Origin of the sequence: Clostridium tertium (assembly GCF_902652255.1) — a bacterium.
Taxonomy (GTDB): domain Bacteria; phylum Bacillota; class Clostridia; order Clostridiales; family Clostridiaceae; genus Clostridium; species Clostridium tertium_A.
Genome location: NZ_CACRTO010000049.1, coordinates 43,575 through 64,605, shown reverse-complemented (window position 1 = coordinate 64,605; position 21,031 = coordinate 43,575). Strand labels below are relative to the sequence as shown.

20 protein-coding genes and 1 pseudogene are annotated in these 21,031 nt (G+C 28.7%); 20 read left to right on the top strand and 1 reads right to left on the bottom strand.

Annotated features, from left to right (window positions below):
• Positions 1–251 precede the first annotated feature (251 nt).
• The 13 genes and pseudogenes from GPX08_RS16380 to GPX08_RS16320 all read left to right on the top strand — a co-directional run bounded on the left by GPX08_RS16380 (position 252) and on the right by GPX08_RS16320 (position 13,108).
• Positions 252–2,405 carry a hydantoinase/oxoprolinase family protein gene (locus GPX08_RS16380; protein ID WP_156627991.1) on the top strand — a complete coding sequence of 718 codons (2,154 nt, stop codon included), beginning with the start codon at positions 252–254 and terminating at the stop codon, positions 2,403–2,405.
• 11 nt (positions 2,406–2,416) lie between these two features.
• A complete protein-coding gene (locus GPX08_RS16375) occupies positions 2,417–3,058 on the top strand; it encodes a hypothetical protein (protein WP_156627884.1) in 642 nt (213 codons plus the stop codon).
• Between the two features lie 24 nt (positions 3,059–3,082).
• A complete protein-coding gene (locus GPX08_RS16370) occupies positions 3,083–4,420 on the top strand; it encodes an FAD-dependent oxidoreductase (protein ID WP_156627883.1) in 1,338 nt (445 codons plus the stop codon).
• An 11-nt stretch (positions 4,421–4,431) separates the two neighbouring features.
• Complete coding sequence (locus GPX08_RS16365) at positions 4,432–6,987, top strand: hypothetical protein (RefSeq protein WP_156627882.1); 2,556 nt, start codon at positions 4,432–4,434, stop codon at positions 6,985–6,987.
• A gap of 25 nt (positions 6,988–7,012) precedes the next feature.
• Positions 7,013–7,690 carry a putative N-acetylmannosamine-6-phosphate 2-epimerase gene (locus GPX08_RS16360; protein ID WP_156627881.1) on the top strand — a complete coding sequence of 226 codons (678 nt, stop codon included), beginning with the start codon at positions 7,013–7,015 and terminating at the stop codon, positions 7,688–7,690.
• A 68-nt stretch (positions 7,691–7,758) separates the two neighbouring features.
• Positions 7,759–9,282 (top strand): DUF4127 family protein, encoded by a 1,524-nt coding sequence (locus tag GPX08_RS16355; RefSeq protein WP_156627880.1) that lies wholly within the window; start codon positions 7,759–7,761, stop codon positions 9,280–9,282.
• A 19-nt stretch (positions 9,283–9,301) separates the two neighbouring features.
• Positions 9,302–10,180: an ROK family protein gene (locus GPX08_RS16350; RefSeq protein WP_156627879.1), complete on the top strand. Its 879-nt coding sequence runs from the start codon at positions 9,302–9,304 to the stop codon at positions 10,178–10,180.
• Between the two features lie 25 nt (positions 10,181–10,205).
• Positions 10,206–11,021: an SIS domain-containing protein gene (locus tag GPX08_RS16345; RefSeq protein ID WP_156627878.1), complete on the top strand. Its 816-nt coding sequence runs from the start codon at positions 10,206–10,208 to the stop codon at positions 11,019–11,021.
• Between the two features lie 190 nt (positions 11,022–11,211).
• Positions 11,212–11,400: a hypothetical protein gene (locus GPX08_RS16340; RefSeq protein ID WP_156627877.1), complete on the top strand. Its 189-nt coding sequence runs from the start codon at positions 11,212–11,214 to the stop codon at positions 11,398–11,400.
• A 345-nt stretch (positions 11,401–11,745) separates the two neighbouring features.
• Complete coding sequence (locus GPX08_RS16335) at positions 11,746–12,066, top strand: hypothetical protein (RefSeq protein ID WP_156627876.1); 321 nt, start codon at positions 11,746–11,748, stop codon at positions 12,064–12,066.
• Positions 12,067–12,079: 13 nt separating this feature from the next.
• Positions 12,080–12,604 carry a hypothetical protein gene (locus GPX08_RS16330; RefSeq protein WP_156627875.1) on the top strand — a complete coding sequence of 175 codons (525 nt, stop codon included), beginning with the start codon at positions 12,080–12,082 and terminating at the stop codon, positions 12,602–12,604.
• 85 nt (positions 12,605–12,689) lie between these two features.
• A pseudogene (locus tag GPX08_RS16325) lies at positions 12,690–12,785 on the top strand (tagatose-bisphosphate aldolase); the annotation flags it as partial.
• A gap of 23 nt (positions 12,786–12,808) precedes the next feature.
• On the top strand, positions 12,809–13,108 hold the full coding sequence (locus GPX08_RS16320; protein ID WP_156627874.1) for a hypothetical protein: 300 nt from the start codon (positions 12,809–12,811) through the stop codon (positions 13,106–13,108).
• A gap of 225 nt (positions 13,109–13,333) precedes the next feature.
• On the opposite strand, the gene GPX08_RS16315 is transcribed toward GPX08_RS16320, so the two are convergent.
• On the bottom strand, positions 13,334–13,681 hold the full coding sequence (locus GPX08_RS16315) for a hypothetical protein (protein ID WP_156627873.1): 348 nt from the start codon (positions 13,679–13,681) through the stop codon (positions 13,334–13,336).
• A gap of 425 nt (positions 13,682–14,106) precedes the next feature.
• On the opposite strand from GPX08_RS16315, the gene GPX08_RS16310 reads away from it, so the two are divergent.
• From GPX08_RS16310 to GPX08_RS16280, 7 genes are all read left to right on the top strand, one after another.
• Positions 14,107–17,088: a DUF1343 domain-containing protein gene (locus GPX08_RS16310; RefSeq protein ID WP_156627872.1), complete on the top strand. Its 2,982-nt coding sequence runs from the start codon at positions 14,107–14,109 to the stop codon at positions 17,086–17,088.
• A gap of 266 nt (positions 17,089–17,354) precedes the next feature.
• Complete coding sequence (locus GPX08_RS16305; RefSeq protein WP_156627871.1) at positions 17,355–17,837, top strand: DUF2975 domain-containing protein; 483 nt, start codon at positions 17,355–17,357, stop codon at positions 17,835–17,837.
• Between the two features lie 11 nt (positions 17,838–17,848).
• Entirely contained in the window at positions 17,849–18,064 is a 216-nt protein-coding gene (locus tag GPX08_RS16300; protein ID WP_156627870.1) for a helix-turn-helix domain-containing protein, read from the top strand.
• 432 nt (positions 18,065–18,496) lie between these two features.
• Positions 18,497–18,814: a PTS lactose/cellobiose transporter subunit IIA gene (locus tag GPX08_RS16295; RefSeq protein WP_156627869.1), complete on the top strand. Its 318-nt coding sequence runs from the start codon at positions 18,497–18,499 to the stop codon at positions 18,812–18,814.
• 29 nt (positions 18,815–18,843) lie between these two features.
• Positions 18,844–19,176 (top strand): hypothetical protein, encoded by a 333-nt coding sequence (locus GPX08_RS16290; RefSeq protein ID WP_156627868.1) that lies wholly within the window; start codon positions 18,844–18,846, stop codon positions 19,174–19,176.
• A 61-nt stretch (positions 19,177–19,237) separates the two neighbouring features.
• Positions 19,238–19,549 carry a PTS sugar transporter subunit IIB gene (locus tag GPX08_RS16285; RefSeq protein ID WP_156627867.1) on the top strand — a complete coding sequence of 104 codons (312 nt, stop codon included), beginning with the start codon at positions 19,238–19,240 and terminating at the stop codon, positions 19,547–19,549.
• Positions 19,550–19,612: 63 nt separating this feature from the next.
• Positions 19,613–20,983, top strand: coding sequence for a PTS sugar transporter subunit IIC (locus GPX08_RS16280; protein WP_156627866.1), 1,371 nt, complete (start codon positions 19,613–19,615; stop codon positions 20,981–20,983).
• The last annotated feature ends 48 nt before the right edge of the window (positions 20,984–21,031 follow it).

Below are 21,031 nucleotides of genomic sequence, written 5' to 3'. Positions count from 1 at the left end.
GCTGTAATAGAGCTGAATATGAGACTAAAAAATATAATTAATAGATAGTATTTAGTATATAAAATCAAAACAATAATTGGATGGGCTGTCTGTTTGGGCAGCCTATTTTAAAATCAAATAATGAAAAAAGTTTTCAAAACATATAGAAAAATATTTTCAAAAATGTTGAAAATATTTTTCTATATGTTATAATTAAGATGTGTAAACGATGTAAGATTGATAGAGTTAATAATAGAAGGTAAGAGGTGTTAATAATGAATAAGAAAGTAAGAATAGGAATAGATGTTGGAGGAACTTTTACAGATGCAGTTGTAATAGACAACTCTACTTATGAAATAATAGCTAAAGCGAAGATACCAACAACTCATCATGAAAAAGAGGGAGTTGCTAAGGGGATAGTACAAGTAATTAATAAGGTATTAAAGGAAAATAATATATTACCTGATGATGTAATGTTTATTGCTCATGGAACTACTCAAGCTACTAATGCTTTACTTGAAGGTGATGTAGCAAAAACAGGAATCATTGGTATGGGAAAAGGCTTGGAAGGGGAAAGAGCTAAGGGAGAGACTAATGTAGGAAAGATAGAACTAGCAGCGGGAAAATACTTAAATACTGTACATACATATTTAGAATCTTCTAATTTAAATGAAGAAAAAATTGAAAAAGCAATAACTGAATTAAAGGGACAAGGTGCAGAAGTTATTGTTGCATCAGAAGCATACTCCGTAGATGATCCTGATAATGAAATAAAAGTTATTGAGCTTTGCGAAAAGTTTGGGTTGTTTGCTACAGGGGGATATGAAATATCACAATTATATGGACTTATGGCTAGAACAAGAACAGCTGTAGTTAATGGAGCTTTAATTCCTAAGATGATGGAAACTGCAAATATGACTGAAAAATCAGTTAAAAATGCTAATATAAAAAAGCCACTTATGATAATGAGATGTGATGGTGGAGTAATGACAGTAGACGAGGTTAGAAAGCGTCCTATACTTACAATGCTTTCAGGACTTGCAGCTGGAGTAGCTGGAGCTTTAATGTATGAAAAAGTTTCTGATGGAATATTTTTTGAAGTTGGAGGTACATCTACAGATATTTCAGTTATCAAAGATGGTAAGGTTATGATAAAAAATGCTCAAGTTGGAGGGCATAAGCTATATTTAACTTCTCTTGATGTTAGAACTTTAGGTATTGCTGGGGGAAGTATGATAGTTGTAGAAAATAATAAGATTACTGATGTAGGTCCAAGGTCAGCACATATTGCAAAAAAGGAATATGAATTATTTACAGATACAGAAAATATAAAAAATCCTAAGGTTAACTTTGTTGCACCAAGACCTGATGATAAAGCAAACTATGTAGTTATTGAATGTGATGATGATAAGTGTTATTCATTAACTTTAGCAGGAGCAGCAAATATTCTTGGGTATGTTCCAGAAGAAGATTATGCAAGAGGAAATATAGAATCAGCTAAGTTAGCATGGAAGGCTTTAGCAGATAAATTAGGAATTAGTATAGAAGAAGCATGTAAGCAGGCTATGGATATAGCTATAAAAAAAGTTAAGGATATAGTAGATGAATTAGTAAGAGATTATGATTTAAATACATCAATTATAAGGCTAGTTGGTGGAGGGGGATCAGCATCTATAGTAACTCCATATTTAGGTGAGATGATGGGGGTTAAATATAATATAGCAAAAAATGCTCCTTATATTTCAACTATAGGAGTTGCACTAGCTTTAGTTAGAGAGCAGGTTGAAAGGAATGTCGCAAATCCAACACAGGAAGATATAAGAAAAATTAGAGCAGATGTTATGGATGCAGTAGTTAAAGCAGGAGCAAATCATGAAACAGTAGAAATAACAGTAGAAATAGATTCTCAAAAAAATATATTAAGAGCAATAGCTACAGGTGCAACTGAGCTTAGAACTAAAGATTTAAATACAGCAAAGAAAACTGATGAAGAATTAATGAAAACTGTTAAGGAAGCAACTGGAGTAGAAGAAAATGAAATAAAATTAGTTGCAAAATCAGGAAGATGGAATGCATTTATAGCCAATAAGATAGAAAAAAAGCTATTTGGACTTTTAAAAAGTAAGAAATCACTAATAAAAATAGTAGATGATGAAGGAGTTATAAGACTTCAAAAAAATAGTGGTAAAGTAATAGCTATAAATAAAGCAAAATTAAATGATGAATTTGTAGAATTTATTGATGATATGACAGAATACTCTGATGCTGGAGCAACTCTACCAAAAGTATATTTATTTTTTGGACAAAAGCAAGTAGATTTATCAGGAGTAACAAGTAAAGAACAATTATTATCTTTAGCTAATATGGATTTAGAATTTGTTAATAATGAAACTAAAATAATTGCAGTAGCTAGCAAAGAAGCCTAGGTTGTAAGATTATGGAGATAGAAAAATTATTAAATGATGAAGTTCTTTCTTTACTTGAGTTAAAAGAAGATATGTTATTTCATAAACTTAGTAAAGATGATATAGCATACTATATAAAAGAAAGTATAAATATTGGTAAAAACTTAGCAAAAGAATATAAAGATAAAAATATAGAAAATATTTTAAAGGAAAATAATGTAGAGATAAAAGTAGAGAAAGATAGCTTAGGGAAAAAAGATTCTATAAGAGCAGAAATACATTTTGATAAGAAAACTAAAGAAATCAAAATATATGAAGATTCCATAAATAAAATGTTCAATACAGTTAAAGATAGTAGCTTAAAAATAAATAAAAAAAAGATATATGAAATTCATTTAGCTCATGAATTTTATCATTTTTTAGAATTTAAAGATGATAACTATACAAATAATAAATTGAAAAAAATAGTATCTATTTCTATTGGGCCGTTAAAAAGAAAATCAACTATTTTAAAGACTAGGGAAATAGCAGCTCATGCATTCTGCAAAGAGTTATTAAATTTAAAGTTTCATCCTAAAGCTTTAGATTATATTTATTTAGCTAAGGGAAATAAGGACTTTGAAGATAAAACAATCAAATTAATAAAAGAATTAAAAAAAGAGTATTTAGAATAAGAATGTTTAGGAGAGGGTCATGGTATGAAAAAAATTAACTATTATGATAAAGAAATTAATTTAATTTATAGTGTTGATACTGTAGTTGTAGGTGGAGGAACTGCTGGAGCTGTTGCAGCAATTTCTTCAGCTAAATCAGGAAATAAAACCTTGGTGGTTGAAAAACATATTTCTCTAGGGGGGACTCAAACTAATGCTCTTGTAACTCCTATGATGCCTACTTATGTAGATAATTTTGAAATTAATACACTTATAGTAAAGGAACTAGAGAAGCTAGGTTGTAATACAGATGATAAGAAATCAAAATGTTCTTGGTTTAATGTAGAAAATTTAGTTTATGTATTAGAAAAGTTAATATTAAAGTATAATGCTGAAATACTTTATGATGCAAATCTTGTGGATGTAATTAAAGAAGAAGATAGAATAAAGTATATAATTGTAAATACTATTGAAGGCTTAGTAGCTATAGAAGGAAAGAATTTCGTAGATGCTACAGGAGATGCTTTATTATCAAGACTTTCAAAGGTTAAAGTAGTATCAGGAGATGAGAATGGTAATAATCAAATGGTATCCTTTAGGTTCGAAGTTGGTGGTATAGATGTAGATAAATTAAGAAAATATATGAAAAGTCTTGGAGATACCTTCTGTACTTTAGAAGAAGGAGAATTTTATGAAATTGCAATGGTTAGAGACAAGGGCTTTGTTTTGGAACCTATATTTAAAAAGGCTTTAAGTGAAGGAGTACTAATAGAAGAGGATCTTAGGTATTTCCAAGGGTTTACTATTCCTAATAAAAGAAATTGTATGTCATTTAACTGTCCACATATACCAGGAGTTAATAATAATACTGATGCTATTACTAGAAGCAAAGCAGTTATTAAAGGACGTGAGATGATTAATAGGTTAATTAACTTTATGAAATTATATTTACCAGGATTTGAAGAAGCTTTTTTACTAAGGGAAGCAAGTGCTTTAGGTGTAAGAGAATCTTATAGAATCCTTGGAGAATACATATTAAATGAAGAAGATTATCTTAATAGAGCTAGATTTGAAGATGGAATTGCAAGAGGCGATTGGTATATAGATGTTCACTCCGTGACAAATAAGTCAGGTAAAGAATACAGATATGAAAAAGGTGAATATTACGAAATACCATATAGGTGTTTAATTACTAAAGATGTAAGGAACCTCATTGTTGTAGGTAGATGTATTTCATCAACATTCTTAGTACAAGCATCTATTAGGATACAGCCTACTTTAAGAGATTTGGGAGAAATAGCAGGTGAAGCTTGTGCTTACTCAATAAAAAATAATATAGATTTAAACAAAATTAATGGTAAAGTTTTTAGGAAGTTCAGATAGGGGCGGAAGAGATGGATGATAAAATTAAAGGATTAAATATATTGCATCATACACATTGGGATAGAGAGTGGTATGAAACCTTTGAAGAATTTCGATATAAATTGAGAAATGGCATAAGATATATAGAAGATTTATTAGAAAAGGGAATTATAAAATGTTTTTTTCTTGATGGACAAACTATGGTTATAGATGACTATAAAGAAATAGTATCAAAAGAAGAATTTAATAAATTAAAAGAGTTTATTAAAAATGGAAAGATTGAAATAGGTCCTTGGTATGTGCTAGCTGATGAGTTTTTAGTTGGGGGAGAAGCGTTAATTAAGAATTTAGAACTAGGAATAGATATAGCTAAGAAGCTTGGTAGTGAATATAAAATAGGTTATTTACCAGATACTTTTGGGCATATATCTCAGATGCCACAAGTTTTAAAAGGCTTTGGGATTAATAATGCAATAATATGGAGAGGGGCTGTATCAAAAGATTTTGAAAATAATTGGATAGCAAGTGATGGTAGTAGTGTATTAACTTTTGTACTCCCGTTATTTGATGGGTACTTTCAGACTTATATGAAGCAAGATGATTGGGAGTATAGATTAGAAGAATATATAAAAGCAAATAAACCATATTGTAGAGCTTCTGAAGTACTATCTATGAATGGAGCAGATCATACTTATACTAGTAGCAATATTGGTGAACGAATCAGAGAGTTTAAGAAAAAAAATCCTGATGTAAATGTTGATGAAGTGTTGATGAGTGATTACATTAAGAAATTCGAAAATTTTTTAGCTAAAAGTAATATAATTGGAGAACAAAGAAACAAAAATAAGATATTTACTTTGCCAGGAGTATTTTCAAGTAGAATGTACTTAAAACAAGCTAATCAAAGATGTGAAGATAGTGCAATAAATGTTTTGGAATTCTTAAATGCATGGAGTAATGGAATAACTAAATCAGATGAATTTATAAAATATATTTGGAAGTTACTAGTTCAAAACCATGCTCATGACAGTATATGTGGCTGTAGTATAGATGAAGTTCACGAGGAAATGGAAGTAAGATTTAAAAAGATACTTTCGGCTATAGAACAGTTTAAGAAAAGTACACTAGAAGAATTATATCCATGGGATTACATAAATAATGAGTTTGTAAATAATAAATTATATTTAATTAATAATGTGCCAATTAAGGATAATTACATTGTAGAATCAGAAATAATTGTTCCAAAAGAAGCTGATAAGGGATCAATAAGTTTAAAGTACAATGGAAAGAATATTGATTTCGAGATTTTAAGTAGGAAAGAAGAAGAAATTCTTTTTAGAGATATAAAGATAGAACCGTATTATTCAATAGTTTATAAGTATAAAGTAAGGTTTGTTATGGAGTTTGATTGTATAGAGAGTAAGATTGTAAATATAGATTTAGTTAATGGAAATGAGATGAAAAATATACTTATAACAGAAAATAATGAAATTGAAAATGACTATTATAAGGTTCAGATAAATGATTATGGAGTAAAAATTTTAGATAAAAAAAATAATAAGTGGTACTACAATCAAAATATAATACTTTCATCTCTTGATGCTGGAGATAGTTACAATTATTCACCACCTAAAAGAGATATTATAAGTGAAGCAAAAGTAAAAGAGGTTGGAGAATGTCGCATAAGTAATATATCTGAAGAAATTACTTTTACTTATGATTTAGATTTACCTTTAGAGTTAAGTGAAGATAGAAGCTCAGGAAGTGATGAATTAACTAAAGTTGAAATTTCAACTAAAGTAAAACTTATAAAAGGAGTTAATAAGATTTTATTTGAAACTAAGATAAATAATACTGCTAAAAATCATAAATTAAGAATAGGTTTTAATCTTGGTAAATGCAATAAACATTACAGTGATACAGCTTTTGATTTAGTAGAGAGAGGAGTTCTAAGAAATCAAAGCTTTGAAGTTAAGGAAAGAGAAGAACTTGAATGTAATCAACATCCAACTTTATCAACGATCTATGCAAATGATTTTCAATTAATTCATGAAGGAATGCAGGAGTATGAAGTTACTGAATACAAAAATGAAGATTATTGCTTTATAACAGCTATAAGAGCTGTAGGAGATTTATCTAGAAGAGACCTAAGAACTAGAGGGGGAGGAGCAGGACCAGGATACAAAACTCCAGGAGCTCAATGTCTAAGAGAACATGTTTATAGTTATGGATTAGTTATTGGAGAGGAAAAATTCAATATTAATAATAAAAATGTAATAAGGAGCAAGGTTATTACAAAGCAAAGCAATATAGATACTTATACAAATAAGTTAATAGAAATAGAAGGAGATTTAAAGGATATAAGTTATTCTTCAATCATTAGAAAAAGTTCTGGAGATATTAGCTTAAGAATTTATAATACTTCTGAAGATATCAGAAAAGTTAATATTAATATTTATAATAATTACTCCAAAGCCTATTTAGTTAACCTAGATGGATCTAAAGAAAAGGAGTTAAGTATTGATAATAATAAGATTTCTATAAATATAGATGGGAAAAAAATAAGTACAATATTATTAAAATTATAGTATTTAAATATAGGAGGAGAAAGTTATGTTAGATGTAATTAAAGGAAAAGTTATAGTATCTTGTCAAGCTTTAGAAGATGAACCGCTACATAGTTCTTTTATTATGGGGAGAATGGCAAAGGCAGCAAAAGAAGGGGGAGCAGTTGCAATTAGAGCCCAAAGCAAAGATGACATTATAGAAATAAAGAAGGTTACTGATTTACCTGTTATAGGTCTTGTTAAAAGAAATTATGAAAATAGTGAAGTATATATAACTGCTACAAAGAAGGAAGTAGATGAACTATTAGAATCTAACTGCGAAATGATTGCATTAGATTCAACTCTAAGAGAAAGACCAAAAGAGACTCTTAAAGAACTATATGACTATATACATAGTAAAGGAAAGCTAATCATGGCAGATATATCTACATTAGAAGAAGGTATAAATGCTTATAAATTAGGTGCTGACTGTATAAGCACTACTTTATCTGGATATACAAAATACTCTCCACAAAGTAAGGAGCCAGACTTTAATTTAATAAGTGATTTGATAAAAAATGTTGATATACCAGTTATTGGTGAAGGTAGATTAGATACACCAGAACTTATGCTAGAAGCTTATAATAGAGGGGCTTATTCAGTAGTGGTTGGTTCTGCAATAACTAGACCTCAATTAATTACTAAGAAGTTTACTGAAGTTTTAAAAGATAAAGAAGTTAGCTAGATGAAATAAATTAATAATTATTAAGTGAGCTGTCTATATGACAGCTTCCACTATATTTGGAGGAGTTTATGAAGAATATAATATACATACCTTTAGATGAAAGACCATGCAATTACTTATATCCTAAATATATAAGTGAAGTTAGAAAAGATATAAATTTAATAACACCACCATTAGAAATATTAGGTAGAAAAAAGGAAAGTGCAAATATAAATAAACTTTGGGAGTTTTTACTTGAAAATATAAAAGAAGCTGATGCAGCAATAATATCTATAGAAATGATGTGCTATGGAGGATTACTTCCTTCTAGATTACATCACTTTGATGAAAAGCATAAAGAAACTATGATAAATAATATAAAGAAAATTAAAAGTTTAAATAATAAAATAAAACTTTATGCATCAAATCTAATTATGAGAACTCCAAAATACAATAGTTCAGATGAAGAACCAGATTATTACGAAGAGTATGGTGAATCTATATTTAAAAGAGCGTATTTACTAGATAAGAGAAATAGGGTTACTTTAGATAAAGAAGAAGAACAGAAACTAAATGAATTAGAAGAGTTTATACCAAATAGATTTATATCAGATTATGAGGGAAGAAGAAAGTATAATATAGATTTTAATTCTAAGATACTAAGTTTGGTTGAGGAAAATTTAATAGATTTTTTAAGCATTCCTCAAGATGATTCAGCTGAATATGGATATACAGCAATAGATCAAAGAGTTATATCTATTCAAAGAAGAGATAAGAGACTGCAAAGAAAAGTGCATATGTATCCTGGAGCTGATGAGGTTGGAGCATCTTTACTTGCGAGAGTTATTAATGATATAGAAGATAAGAAAACTAAGATATATCCTTTTTATTCATCTTTATTTGGACCAGAAATAATCCCTTTATACGAGGATAGACCTATGTATGAAAGTTTAAAGTCTCACATAATGGTAACCAATAGTATATTAGTAGATAATCCTGAAGAAGCGGATTTAATACTTGCTATAAATTCACCTGGCAAAGTTATGGAGGAGGCTTTTGATCAAGAAGATAAGGATATAACATATACAAGTTTTAGAAATTTACTAGCTTTTGTTGAAAAAATAGATTTATTTATTAAGGAAGGAAAAAAAGTAATTATTTCAGATTCATCATTTTCAAATGGAGGAGAATTGGAACTAATAAATCTTTTAGATGACTATGAAGTATTAGATAAATTAGTATCATATAAGGGGTGGAATACAAATTGCAATACCCTTGGAACTACTATAGCTCAAGGCGTTTTAGCAACTTCAGGAGAGGTAGAAGAAAAGAATATTAAAAAGAATTTGATTTATCATATTTTAGAAGATGGATTTTATCAAGCTAAAGTTAGAAAAAAAATTAATGAGAATATTCTACCATCTTTAGATTTAAATTATTTTGATTTAAAAGATAAGAAAGACGAAGTTTCAAAGATAATTGAAAAGGAACTAATGAAAATGTACAAAGAGGAAATTTTAAAATCCTTTAAAGATATAGAAATAAAAAATCTTCAAGTCTTTTCACCATGGAATAGAATGTTTGAGATTGGAATTAATCTTGAAATTATATAGTGAAGGTGAGGAATAGAGTATGGAGAAAGTTTTAAGTTTTGATATTGGTGGTACATCTATTAAATATGGAATTGTTACTACTGATGGAAATGTACTATGGAAAAGTGAAATGGATACTGAAGCAGAATTAGGTGCAGAAAATATTTTATATAAGATTAAAGAAAAAATAAAAAAGGTAAAAGAAAGTGAAGAGATTTTAGGAGTTGCAATAAGTACTGCTGGAATTGTAGATTCTGAAAATGGAGTTATTGCTGAGGCAAATGGAACAATAAAAGGATATAAAGGATTTAGGATTAAAGAGGTAATAGAAAAAGAGTTTGACTTAAGAACTACAGTTGAAAATGATGTGAATTGTGCTGCCCTTGGAGAATTATGGAGAGGAGCAGCTAGAGGTAAAAACAATGTTTTTTGTATAACTATTGGCACTGGAGTTGGTGGTGCTGTAATAATAAATGGGAAAATCCTTAAGGGAAACACTTTTAGCACAGGAGAGATAGGATATTTAAATATAGGAAATGGAAAATTAGATGATTTAGGTTCTACTAGTGGTATAGTTTCAAGAGTAGCAAAAAGAAAAGAAATAGATATAAATGATATAAATGGAAAGATTATATTTGACTTAGCTAAAAAGGGTGATAAAATATCAATTGAGGAAATAGATAATATGATAGATAAAATATCTACTACAATATCTATAATAGCATATATAATTAATCCAGAAGTCATTGTATTAGGTGGTGGAATAACTAAGCAAAAAGACTATCTATTACCTAAATTTAAGGAAAGTACTGAAAAAAAAGTGATTCCTTATATATATGATAGACTTGAAATAAGATTAGCAGAGCTTGAGAACACTGCTGGAATGATAGGAGCTGTTTATAATTTCCTCAATAAATAATGAAAGGATTAGCACAGGGGATATTATGAGTGTTTCATTAGTTAAGGATAGGAGTGAGTTAACAAAGTCTGAAAACAAAATATGTGATTATATAGAAGAATATATGAATAATAGCATCTATATGACTGTGACAGAAATAGCAAACGGTTGTGGTGTTGGAGAAGCGACAGTTACTAGATTCTGTAGGAAATTAGGCTTTAGAAGCTTCCTAGAGTTTAAGATGACTATGGCTCAAGAGTTTAAAAATAACTCTTCTAATGATGGTTTATTAGTGGAAGATGGAATTTTAGAACAAGATGGAGTTGAGTCAATAGCTAGAGGGTTATATGAAACTAACATAAATTTGTTAGATAACTGTGTTAAAAGTTTAGATTACAATCAAATAGATGAAATAACAGAAAAGATAATAAATAGTAATAAAGTATATTTTGTTGGAGTTGGACATTCAGGTCTTATTGCAGAAACTAGCTATTATAAGTTTATGAGATGTGGAATTGAATGTAATTTTTATCGAGATAGTTATAATTTTTCAGTAATGGCACCTTTAATGAAGGAAGGAGATATAATATTTGTTATATCAAGTACTGGAAATAATGTTGAAATAAATTCAGCTATAGAAGCTGCAAAAGCAAATGGAGTAATTATAATTTCATTAACTAGTAACTTTATATCTAAATTAGGAAGAAATAGCGATTATGTACTAAGTTATATGAATAAAGAAAAGCAAACGCCTACTGGAAGTCTAAATTTAGAAGTTCAGCAAACCTTTATAATTGACTTAATATATAATAATGTATTGAGACAAAATTTTGATTATACAATGACAAATAAGAAAAAATAATAAAACTTTAAATACAATAAAAAATCTTCTATCATTCTTATGGTAGAAGATTTTTTATTATAAATTATTTTATTAGTAAGTACAAAAGATTATTAATAATTTATTATATATCGCAAAGTGAATGTAAATTTATGGATTTTAAGGGTATAATTTAATTATAAAGGGTGAGTTTATAGGAGGAGATTATAAAATGAAAAAGAAGGTTTTAATAATACTAAGTATAGTCGTAGTATTATTTATTTCTAGCTTTGCCTATATATCACTTAAGACTAAGAAATTAGAAAAACAGATGGTAAGTTATATTGAAGAAAAGGGATACTCTAGAGAAGATCTTACTAAATTAGATGTAAGCCATTCTTTAGTTGGCGCAATAAAGTGATTCTTAGCTTCAGATGGAGTTTTCTTAAAAGGAATACATTAATACCTTACTCCATCTGAAGCTTAGAAGAACTAATCCAGGCGCGTAGCAGTGCTTAGCTCCCACTTTAAGAAGATGGGAGTATTAGCAATGGTAGCGATCGGATAAAGTTAGAGGGTGGATGGAATATAAGTATAGTGTACAAGGATGAACCAGGAGTGGACTATTCTTATAAAATTGAAAAAGGTAAGGTTACTATGTCAGGTTTTTCTGGAGATATTAAAGATAAAAGTACATTAAAGCATTTAGATATTGAGTAATAGATTGGTATTGGAAAAATTTGTTTAAAGTTTAGTTGGAGGATTTATGGAGAAAGAGACTAATAAAAAATTAGCCTTAGGATTAATTACTTTATTATTAGCAGGTGTAGGGATTATATTTGTTTTTACTTTTGGAGATAAGAACTATGGAGATATCATATTAAATAATATAGGGTTAAGATCGTGGTCTAAAGGGAATTCAGGGACTCATTACACTATTTATTATTCTCTTATATTTTTTATTCCATCAGTAATTCTAGGATATAAGTACAAAGATAATATTGGTGCTAAAATAGGAAGAGGAATTTCTATTATAATGATAGTATTAATTGCTTTTGGACTTTTATTTAGTGTATTAAAAGTGTAGGGGGAAACGTGACTTGAGTAAAATTCAATTTAAATATCATCCGAATGTTTGGGAACAAGAGGTTTTTTCTAGAAGTAAAAATGGAGAATATGTAGTTTGTCAGTGTTGTGAAAATGAAACAGAATTTTTTTTGGAAAATATGTATACATCAGAAGATGTTAATTGTATATGTCCCAGCAGTGTTGCTAGTGGATTAGCATCAGAAAAGTATAATGGAGATTTTATTCAAGATGCAGAAATTGATAAAGTTAATGATACTGATAAGATAGATGAACTGTTTAAGAAAACCCCAGGGTATGTTAGTTGGCAAGGTGAATATTGGCTAGCTTGTTGTAATGATTTTTGTGCCTATATTGGAGATATTGGTACAAAGGAGTTAGAAGAGTTTGGTATTGCGGATGAAGTATTTGCTGAATATGATAAGCTTGGTGGATACGATGAAGTAAGGGAGTATCTTGTAAAAGCTGGATCAATGGCTGGATATCTTTTTAAGTGTCTAAATTGTGGAAAATATCATTTGTGGGTAGATGCAGATTAAAACTTAATATGTTATATAAATTATATTGTAAATTATATTGGGATTCATAAATGAATTTTCATGGATATATGGGAGAAGAAATTTCATGTTTTATTTTAAGAATTTTGACTTATTAACTGATGGTGATATTGATTTAAAGATTGAAAATAAGGTGCCAGCTAATGAAGAAAAGGGATATCTTTAATGTAAGGAGGAGACAGATTCATGAAGAAAATATTTAGAAGTTTTACATTCTGGTTTTTTATTGCAAGTATAGCAGTAATTATAATCAATATAACAGGTAATGATTATAAAAATATATTGTTAATTGGATTAAACCCTATATTAAATTTTGCTGTTTATACAGAACCATTTAGGAGTATTGCATGGAATGATGGACCTAATATTTTCATGTATATTGCACACTTAATTACTTTTATTTTTCCAGCTACTATAATTGATTTTATTATATATACAATTAAGTATAGTATTAAAAAGTCAAATTCTTTAAAAATACACGATTAATAATTTTAAATTTAAATCGTATTATAATATAGATTATTATACGATTTAAATTAAAAAAGGGGCTGCCGTATAAACAACCCCAATTAAGAATTAAAATGAAGAATTATTCATGTAATTCTTACAGAATTAGTAAAATTAACTTCTGAAAATTCCTTCGGGAGTTTTTTTATTAAATTTTTATTATTCATTCTTAATTTTTCATTATGCGACATCCCACTTTTTTAATTAAGGTATTTTACTAAAATATAAAGCAGTTTCTCCATCTGAGATTAAGATTATAGTATTTTTATTTGTAATAGTGCCAGCATTACATTTTCTGTTACAGTTTATATTTTTATAAACTATGTCAGCATTCTCATCTAAAATAATAATTGCAGAGTTCTTCTCGGGATTTAAAAATTTAAATTGTAAATTATAAGAACCTGTATCATTAGGATCAAGCCTGTAAATACCTTCTTTATATACTGAATCAGTTGGAGGGATAGTTGCATTTGTATAAGCATATGTATTAGTTGTAAAGATCATAGTAAATATAGCTATTGCAGATAATAAAATAGTAAATCTTTTTTTCATTTGTTTCACCTCATAAGTATTATTTCCTTTATTTAATTAATTATAAATTTATATAGTTTTTTATTATTAAAAGGATCAATAATTTATATGAAACTAATAAATTATTAATATAAGAAAAACTGGTCAAGGCATGAAATAAAATAACATAAATTAAGCAATATATTGAAATGGAATTTCTAGTATGATACAATATTTGTGTAAACGTAACCATAATTCTATGAATAATATTAGTGTGTACTAAACTTAAATATTTATATGTGAAGGGAGGAAAAATAAAAGTTACCAATATGTATAAATTGTCGTTGTTAAAATGTAAACTAAGTCATTAAAAGTATAGGATAAGTTTGTATATACTAAGTTTTAATTTTTAAATGAAAAAATATTATTGTTATTAATGAAAAAAATTATTATTATAGGGGGTAACTATGAATTTAAGATTGAAAAGAAAGATAGGGATAATTACATGTGGATTTTTGATTTCTTCAATATTTTTTCAGGCTAAAGATATAAAAACTGTAAGTGCAAGCAGCAATGCACAAGTAAAATTAGGTATAGACAATTTAGATAAAAATTTAACTATATTTGAAGGAAAAAAAGTAGGATTAATAACTAATCCATCTGGTGTGGATAGTAATTTTAAAAGCTCTATAGATGTATTATATGAAAAAACTAATTTAACAACTTTATTTGCAGCAGAACATGGAATTAGAGGTAATGCACAGGCGGGAGATAATGTAGGAAATGAAGTTGATGAGGTTACTGGACTTCCAGTTCATAGTCTTTATGGATCAACTAAAAAACCAACACCAGAAATGCTCGAAAATGTTGATATACTAGCTTATGATATGCAAGATGTGGGAGCTAGATTTTATACATATATAAATACTTTAGCTTATGCGATGGAAGCGTGTGCTGAAAATGATAAAACATTTGTTGTATTTGATAGACCTAACCCAATAGGTGGAGATGTACAAGGGAATTTACTTGATCCTGAATTTAGTTCTTTTGTTGGTATGTATCCTATAGTTCAAAGGTATGGAATGACAGTAGGTGAATATGCTAAATTTATAAATGAAGAATTTAATATAAATTGTAAGCTAGAAGTTATTGAAATGGAGGGATGGACCCGTGATATGTATTACGATGAAACAGGATTAAATACCTGGGTGATGCCATCTCCTAATATGCCTACACTAACTACTTCAATAGTTTATACCGGTACTTGTGTTTTTGAAGGAACAAATGTATCAGAAGGAAGAGGAACTACTAGACCTTTTGAATTAATTGGTGCTCCTTGGATTGAACCTATGGATCTTAGTAATAAATTAAACTCTTTAGGATTACCAGGTGTAAAGTTTAGACCTGCATCATTTACACCATCATTTTCAAAATACTCAGCATCAGATACTACAAACTATCCAACTGGTAAAAACCAAGTTTGTGGTGGTGTGCAAGTATATGTAACTAATAGAGATGAATTTAATGCTGTTAAAACTGGATATGCAATGCTATATACAATTAGAGATATGTATCCAGATAAATTCCAATACCTTAGCACTAATTTTATAGATAAAATAACAGGTAATAGTTATGTAAGAGAAGGTAAATATACATTAGAAGAATTATTTGCAATAGTAGATAAAGAATCTAGTGACTTTAAGGCGAAAACAGAAAAGTATTATATTTACCAAGAATCAAATAATAATGGTGAAAATATTAGAAATATTAAACTTGGTATAGATAATATAGAAGAAAATTTAGAGATATTTAAAGATAAGAGAGTAGGGCTAATAACAAATCCATCTGGAATGGATAGTAATTTTAAGAGCTCTATAGACGTATTATATGAAAAAACTAATCTAACAACTTTATTTGCAGCAGAACATGGAATTAGAGGATATGCACAAGCTGGAGATAGTGTTGGTAATGAAGTAGATAATATCACTGGACTTCCAGTTCATAGTTTATATGGATCAACTAAGAAACCAACTCCAGAAATGTTAGAAAATGTTGATATACTAGCATATGATATGCAAGATGTAGGAGCTAGATTCTACACATATATAAATACTTTAGCTTATGCAATGGAAGCATGTGCAGAAAATAATAAAACATTTGTTGTATTTGATAGACCTAATCCTATATCAAGTGAAGTTCAAGGAAACTTGCTTGATCCTGAGTTTAGCTCCTTTGTAGGAATGTATCCTATAGTTCAAAGATATGGATTGACTGTTGGAGAATATGCACAATATATTAATGATAAGTTTAATATTAATTGTGATTTAAAAGTAGTTAAAATGAGTGGATGGTCACAAGATATGTATTATGATGAAACAGGTTTAGATACATGGGTAATGCCTTCACCAAATATGCCAACTTTAGATACAGCAATAGTATATACAGGAACTTGTGTCTTTGAAGGTACAAATGTATCAGAAGGAAGAGGAACAACAAGACCATTTGAATTAATAGGAGCACCATGGATAAATCCTATAGATTTAGCTAATGAATTAAATTCTTTAGAATTACCAGGAGTAAAATTTAGAGCAGCTTCATTTACACCACAGTTCTCAAAATATTCAGCATCAGATACTGCCAATTATCCAACAGGGAAAAATCAAGTTTGTGGTGGAGTTCAAGTATATGTAACAGATAGGGATAGCTTTAACGCAGTTAAAACAGGTTATGCTATGTTATATACAATTAGAGATATGTATCCAGATAAGTTCCAATATTTAAGTACTAATTTTATAGACAAGTTAACAGGAAATAGCTATGTAAGAGAAGGTAAATATACATTAGAAGAGTTATTTGCAATAGTAGATAAAGAATCTGGTGAATTCAAGTCTGAAGTAGAAAAATATAGAATATATGTATCAGCATCAACTATTAATGAGCTTCCTACTATAACTGCAAATGATAAGACATTGAAATTAAATGAAAGCTTTGATCCATTAAAAGATGTAACAGCTTATGATGAAGAAGATGGAGATTTAACAGAATCTATAGAAGTTGTAGAAAATACTGTAGATACTAGCAAAGTTGGAGAATATTTGGTTAAGTATAGTGTTTCTGATAGTAATGGTGGTAATACTACTAAGATAATAAAAGTTAATATAATAGAAAATGATGAAGAGAACAATAATAACAATAATAACAATAATAACAATAATGGCAATGAAAATGGTAATGATAATGGCAACAATAGTGGAAACAATAGTGGAAATGAGGGGGATAATGACATAAATAATCCAGAGGATAACAATAGTAACAACTCAGATAAGTTACCTCAAACAGGTAGTGCTGTAAATAAATCAGTATTATTAGTTGTTGCATCACTCCTTATGATATATATTGGAAAATCAATTATAGTAAAAAAGTCTAATAAAGTGGAAAATAGTAAATAAAATTAGTAAAGAAAAATTTTAAAATATCATTTTATTATTCTAAAATAGACAATATTCTATAATAAAAAGGAGCTATAAACAGTAGATAAATTTAAATTTATTTACCTTTATAGCTTCTTTTAGTTTTATTTTCATTGTGTGGCAGCACCTTTTATATTTATAAAACTGGAATCTTAGTATACTTACATAAGTCAATAATGATTTATTGTTTAACAATAAAAGATGTGTTAGAATTATAGAGATAATAAATTAAAGAGGTGTTTATTATGAACAAAGGATCAACACTATTTTTAAAGATAGCTGTATTTCTTATAGGTAGTCCAATTGTTGCTTTATGTATATTTGTTCTACCTGCGCTATCAAGTAAAGCAGTAGAGCTTTATTTAGGTTCTGCTTATCTTAAATATCCTATTTTATTGGGCTTATATATAACAGCTATAGCATTTTTTACTATATTGTATCAAGCGTTAAAGCTTTTAGGTTATATTGATAAAAACAAAGCTTTCTCTGAATTATCTGTAATAGCTTTGAAGAATATAAAATACTGTGCAATTGTAATAAGTGGTGTTTATGTATTAATGACTCCAGTTATGTATATAATTGCTGAAAAGGATGATGCGCCAGGTATGATAATTATTGGATTGGCATTTATTTTTGCTGCAGCTGTTATTTCGGTATTTGCTGCCCTTCTCCAAAAGCTACTAAAAGAAGCTATTGATATAAAATCAGAAAATGATTTAACGATCTGAGGTGAAGTGATATGGCGATTATAGTGAATGTTGATGTAATGTTAGCAAAAAGAAAAATGAGTGTAACAGAACTTTCTGAAAGAGTTGGTATAACAATGGCTAATCTTTCTATATTAAAAAATGGAAAAGCAAAGGCAGTTAGATTTTCTACATTAGAAGCTATTTGTAAGGCTTTAGATTGTCAGCCTGGTGATATTTTAGAATATAGAGCGGACGAGGAAAGTTAAATAGAAGAATATACTACATAAGAAAATAAGCATCTTATTATGACCTTCAATTTTGATTGATGGCCACTAATAGGTTGCTTATTTTTTATTTTGTAAAAATTACTAGATGACACTAAGTTAATACAAAAGAAAGATAAATGAATTAAATTTATTTACAAGAGTCTAATATAACTATAATTTTCTAAAAGGATTGTATAAAAACTTTTTTGGATAATTAATAAAATATCATTATTTTACATAATTGATAACTTTTATATTAAATATTATAGAATAATCATCGTAAAAATATGGAAATAATAAAAAAACAGGCTTTATAAAACGAAATTTCAAAATATTTTAAAAATATTGAAATAAAAAAATAATGTGTATATAATAGAAATATAAAATAATTTTGGAAATATTTATTTATAAAGATATTAGGAGGTAAAAACTATGGTAGATAATATGGAAGTAATAATCTTTGAAATAATAAGTCAAGGTGGAACCGCAAAGGGATTAGCATATGAAGCTTTAGAGTCAGCTGAAAATGGAGATTTTGAAAAGGCTGAGGAATTATTAAAAGAAGCAGATGAGTGTCTGAAAGAAGCTCATAAGATACAAACAAGTATAATTCAAGCAGAAGCAAGAGGAGAAAAAACAGAAGTATCAGTACTATTTGTACATGCTCAAGATCATTTAATGACAGCTATTGAAGCAAAGACTTTAATAGAACATATTATAAAGCTTCATAAGAAGCTAGCAGAAAGATAATTAAATTAATTAAAGGAGGTGTTAAGTTTATGAGAAAAGCTTCTCCAGTAAGTGAGTTACAAGCGAAAAGGACAGACTATAATATACCGACTTTTGGATATAAAAGTGCTTTAATAATTATATTTGGGGCTGTAACAGGAACTATTATTTTCCCAGCCTTCTTAAGTATATTTGGAGTAAGTTATAATTTCAGTATCATGATTGGAAATACTTTTATAACGAGTTTGGCAATAGCTTATGCAAGATATTTTATTGAAAGTAAAAAGGGAATATGTAAAGGCTTTTGGTTAAGCTATTTATTTTTTGGAGTTTCATTTGGAATAATGTCCTATTTATGGAGATATCTAAATTTTTTTATTTGATTCTAAAGTAAACGTTTATATTAAATTATATTAAAGATATTAAATTTTTGGAGGGATTAGTATGAAAGTATTATTTGTTTGTTCTCAAGGAATGTCTAGTGCTATAGCTGTAAACGCTTTAAAAAAGGAAGCTGAAAAGCAAGGCGTAGAAATGGAAGTTAATGCTGTAAGTACACAAGAGTTTGAAGAAGAAGTTAAAGAAGGTTATGACGTAGCAATGGTAGCACCACAAGTTAGACATCGTTTTGATTATTTAAAGGAATATGCAGATGCGGCTAATGTCCCATGTGCTTTAATAGAGCCTAGAGCTTATAGTCCTTTAGGAGGATCAAAGCTATTTAAACAAGTTAAAGAACTTGCAGAAAGTAAATAAGCTTATGTAAGTTTCTATATAATTATAATTTATTTTAATATTATTTAAAGGAGGAATTTTATTATGAATAGTTTTGCTGATTTCTTAGACAAAAAATTATCTACACCTATGGCAAAGCTTGCAGAGCAACGACATTTACGTGCTGTGCGTGACGGTATTATAGCTACATTACCATTAATTATTGTTGGATCAATTTTCTTAATTATTGCAAATCCACCAGTACCAGAAAGTTGGGGGATTTATAAAACTCTAAAAGCTAATGCAAATACAATTGTATTACCATTTAGAATGACAATGTACATTATGACTATTTATGCTTGTTGGGGGATAGGTTATAGTTTGGCTAGATCCTATAAGTTAGATGGAGTTACCGGTGGAACATTATCAGCGGCAGCTTTTTTCTTAACTCTTGTTCCAAAGAGTATCTCAGCATTAACACCAGAATTATTAGAAATAGTAAAGGGAAGTCCAGATTTATTAAAATGGTATGAGGGTATACCTCAAGGATTCCAAATGCCTATGGGAAATATGGGTGGTGGTGGAATGTTCGTTGGTATTATAGTATCAATACTAGCAGTTGAAATATTTAGATTTACTAATAAGAGTGGGTTTAAGATTTCAATGCCTGAACAAGTTCCGGCATCAGTTGCAAGAAGTTTTGAAGCATTAACACCTGCTGCAATTATAGTTTTATTAATAGGTTCAATAACATACTATTTAAAATTTGACTGGCATGGATTTGTAGGTAAATTAGTAACACCATTAGTATCCGCTACAGATACATTACCTAGTGTTTGGATACTGATAATTTTAGTAACCTTCTTCTGGTCCTTTGGTATTCATGGAGTATCAATAGTTGGATCTATAGCAAGACCATTATGGTTAGTATTATTAGAGCAAAACTCAACTGCTGCAGCTGCAGGAGAACCTTTAAAAGCAATAGCGGCAGAACCTTTCTTCCAATGGTTTATTTGGATTGGGGGATCAGGAGCTACCATAGGTTTAGTTATATCCTTAGCATTATTCGCTAAATCTAGCTATGGTAAACAATTAGGAAGAGTTGCTTTAGTACCAGGGATATTTAATATTAATGAACCAATTATATTTGGTGCTCCAGTAGTATTAAACCCAACATTAATTATTCCATTTATAATTACTCCATTAGTAACGGGAACTCTAGCTTGGATTGTTACATCAATGGGATTAGTATCGAGAGTTATAGTAACAGCACCTTGGACATTACCAGGACCAATAGGAGCTTATATGGCAACAGGTGGAGATTGGAAGGCAGCAGTATTAAATATAATTTGTATATTAATATCAGTAGCAATATACTATCCGTTTGTTAAGATGTATGATAAAAAGCTATTAAGAGAAGAGCAAGGCGAAACTTTAACTGAAAATTTAGTGGAAATTGGAAGCAAAAATCTATAATAAGAAAATTTAAAGGGGCTGTCGCACAAACAGCCCCATTTAAAATAT

Coding starts and splice junctions, on each gene's coding strand:
- GPX08_RS16315 (WP_156627873.1), bottom strand. CDS start 13,681: ATGAAAAAAAGATTTACTATTTTATTATCTGCAATAGCTATATTTACT.
- GPX08_RS16350 (WP_156627879.1), top strand. CDS start 9,302: ATGGAGAAAGTTTTAAGTTTTGATATTGGTGGTACATCTATTAAATAT.
- GPX08_RS16305 (WP_156627871.1), top strand. CDS start 17,355: ATGAACAAAGGATCAACACTATTTTTAAAGATAGCTGTATTTCTTATA.
- GPX08_RS16320 (WP_156627874.1), top strand. CDS start 12,809: ATGAAGAAAATATTTAGAAGTTTTACATTCTGGTTTTTTATTGCAAGT.
- GPX08_RS16310 (WP_156627872.1), top strand. CDS start 14,107: ATGAATTTAAGATTGAAAAGAAAGATAGGGATAATTACATGTGGATTT.
- GPX08_RS16295 (WP_156627869.1), top strand. CDS start 18,497: ATGGTAGATAATATGGAAGTAATAATCTTTGAAATAATAAGTCAAGGT.
- GPX08_RS16370 (WP_156627883.1), top strand. CDS start 3,083: ATGAAAAAAATTAACTATTATGATAAAGAAATTAATTTAATTTATAGT.
- GPX08_RS16355 (WP_156627880.1), top strand. CDS start 7,759: ATGAAGAATATAATATACATACCTTTAGATGAAAGACCATGCAATTAC.
- GPX08_RS16300 (WP_156627870.1), top strand. CDS start 17,849: ATGGCGATTATAGTGAATGTTGATGTAATGTTAGCAAAAAGAAAAATG.
- GPX08_RS16285 (WP_156627867.1), top strand. CDS start 19,238: ATGAAAGTATTATTTGTTTGTTCTCAAGGAATGTCTAGTGCTATAGCT.
- GPX08_RS16290 (WP_156627868.1), top strand. CDS start 18,844: ATGAGAAAAGCTTCTCCAGTAAGTGAGTTACAAGCGAAAAGGACAGAC.
- GPX08_RS16360 (WP_156627881.1), top strand. CDS start 7,013: ATGTTAGATGTAATTAAAGGAAAAGTTATAGTATCTTGTCAAGCTTTA.
- GPX08_RS16280 (WP_156627866.1), top strand. CDS start 19,613: ATGAATAGTTTTGCTGATTTCTTAGACAAAAAATTATCTACACCTATG.
- GPX08_RS16365 (WP_156627882.1), top strand. CDS start 4,432: ATGGATGATAAAATTAAAGGATTAAATATATTGCATCATACACATTGG.
- GPX08_RS16345 (WP_156627878.1), top strand. CDS start 10,206: ATGAGTGTTTCATTAGTTAAGGATAGGAGTGAGTTAACAAAGTCTGAA.
- GPX08_RS16375 (WP_156627884.1), top strand. CDS start 2,417: ATGGAGATAGAAAAATTATTAAATGATGAAGTTCTTTCTTTACTTGAG.
- GPX08_RS16335 (WP_156627876.1), top strand. CDS start 11,746: ATGGAGAAAGAGACTAATAAAAAATTAGCCTTAGGATTAATTACTTTA.
- GPX08_RS16340 (WP_156627877.1), top strand. CDS start 11,212: ATGAAAAAGAAGGTTTTAATAATACTAAGTATAGTCGTAGTATTATTT.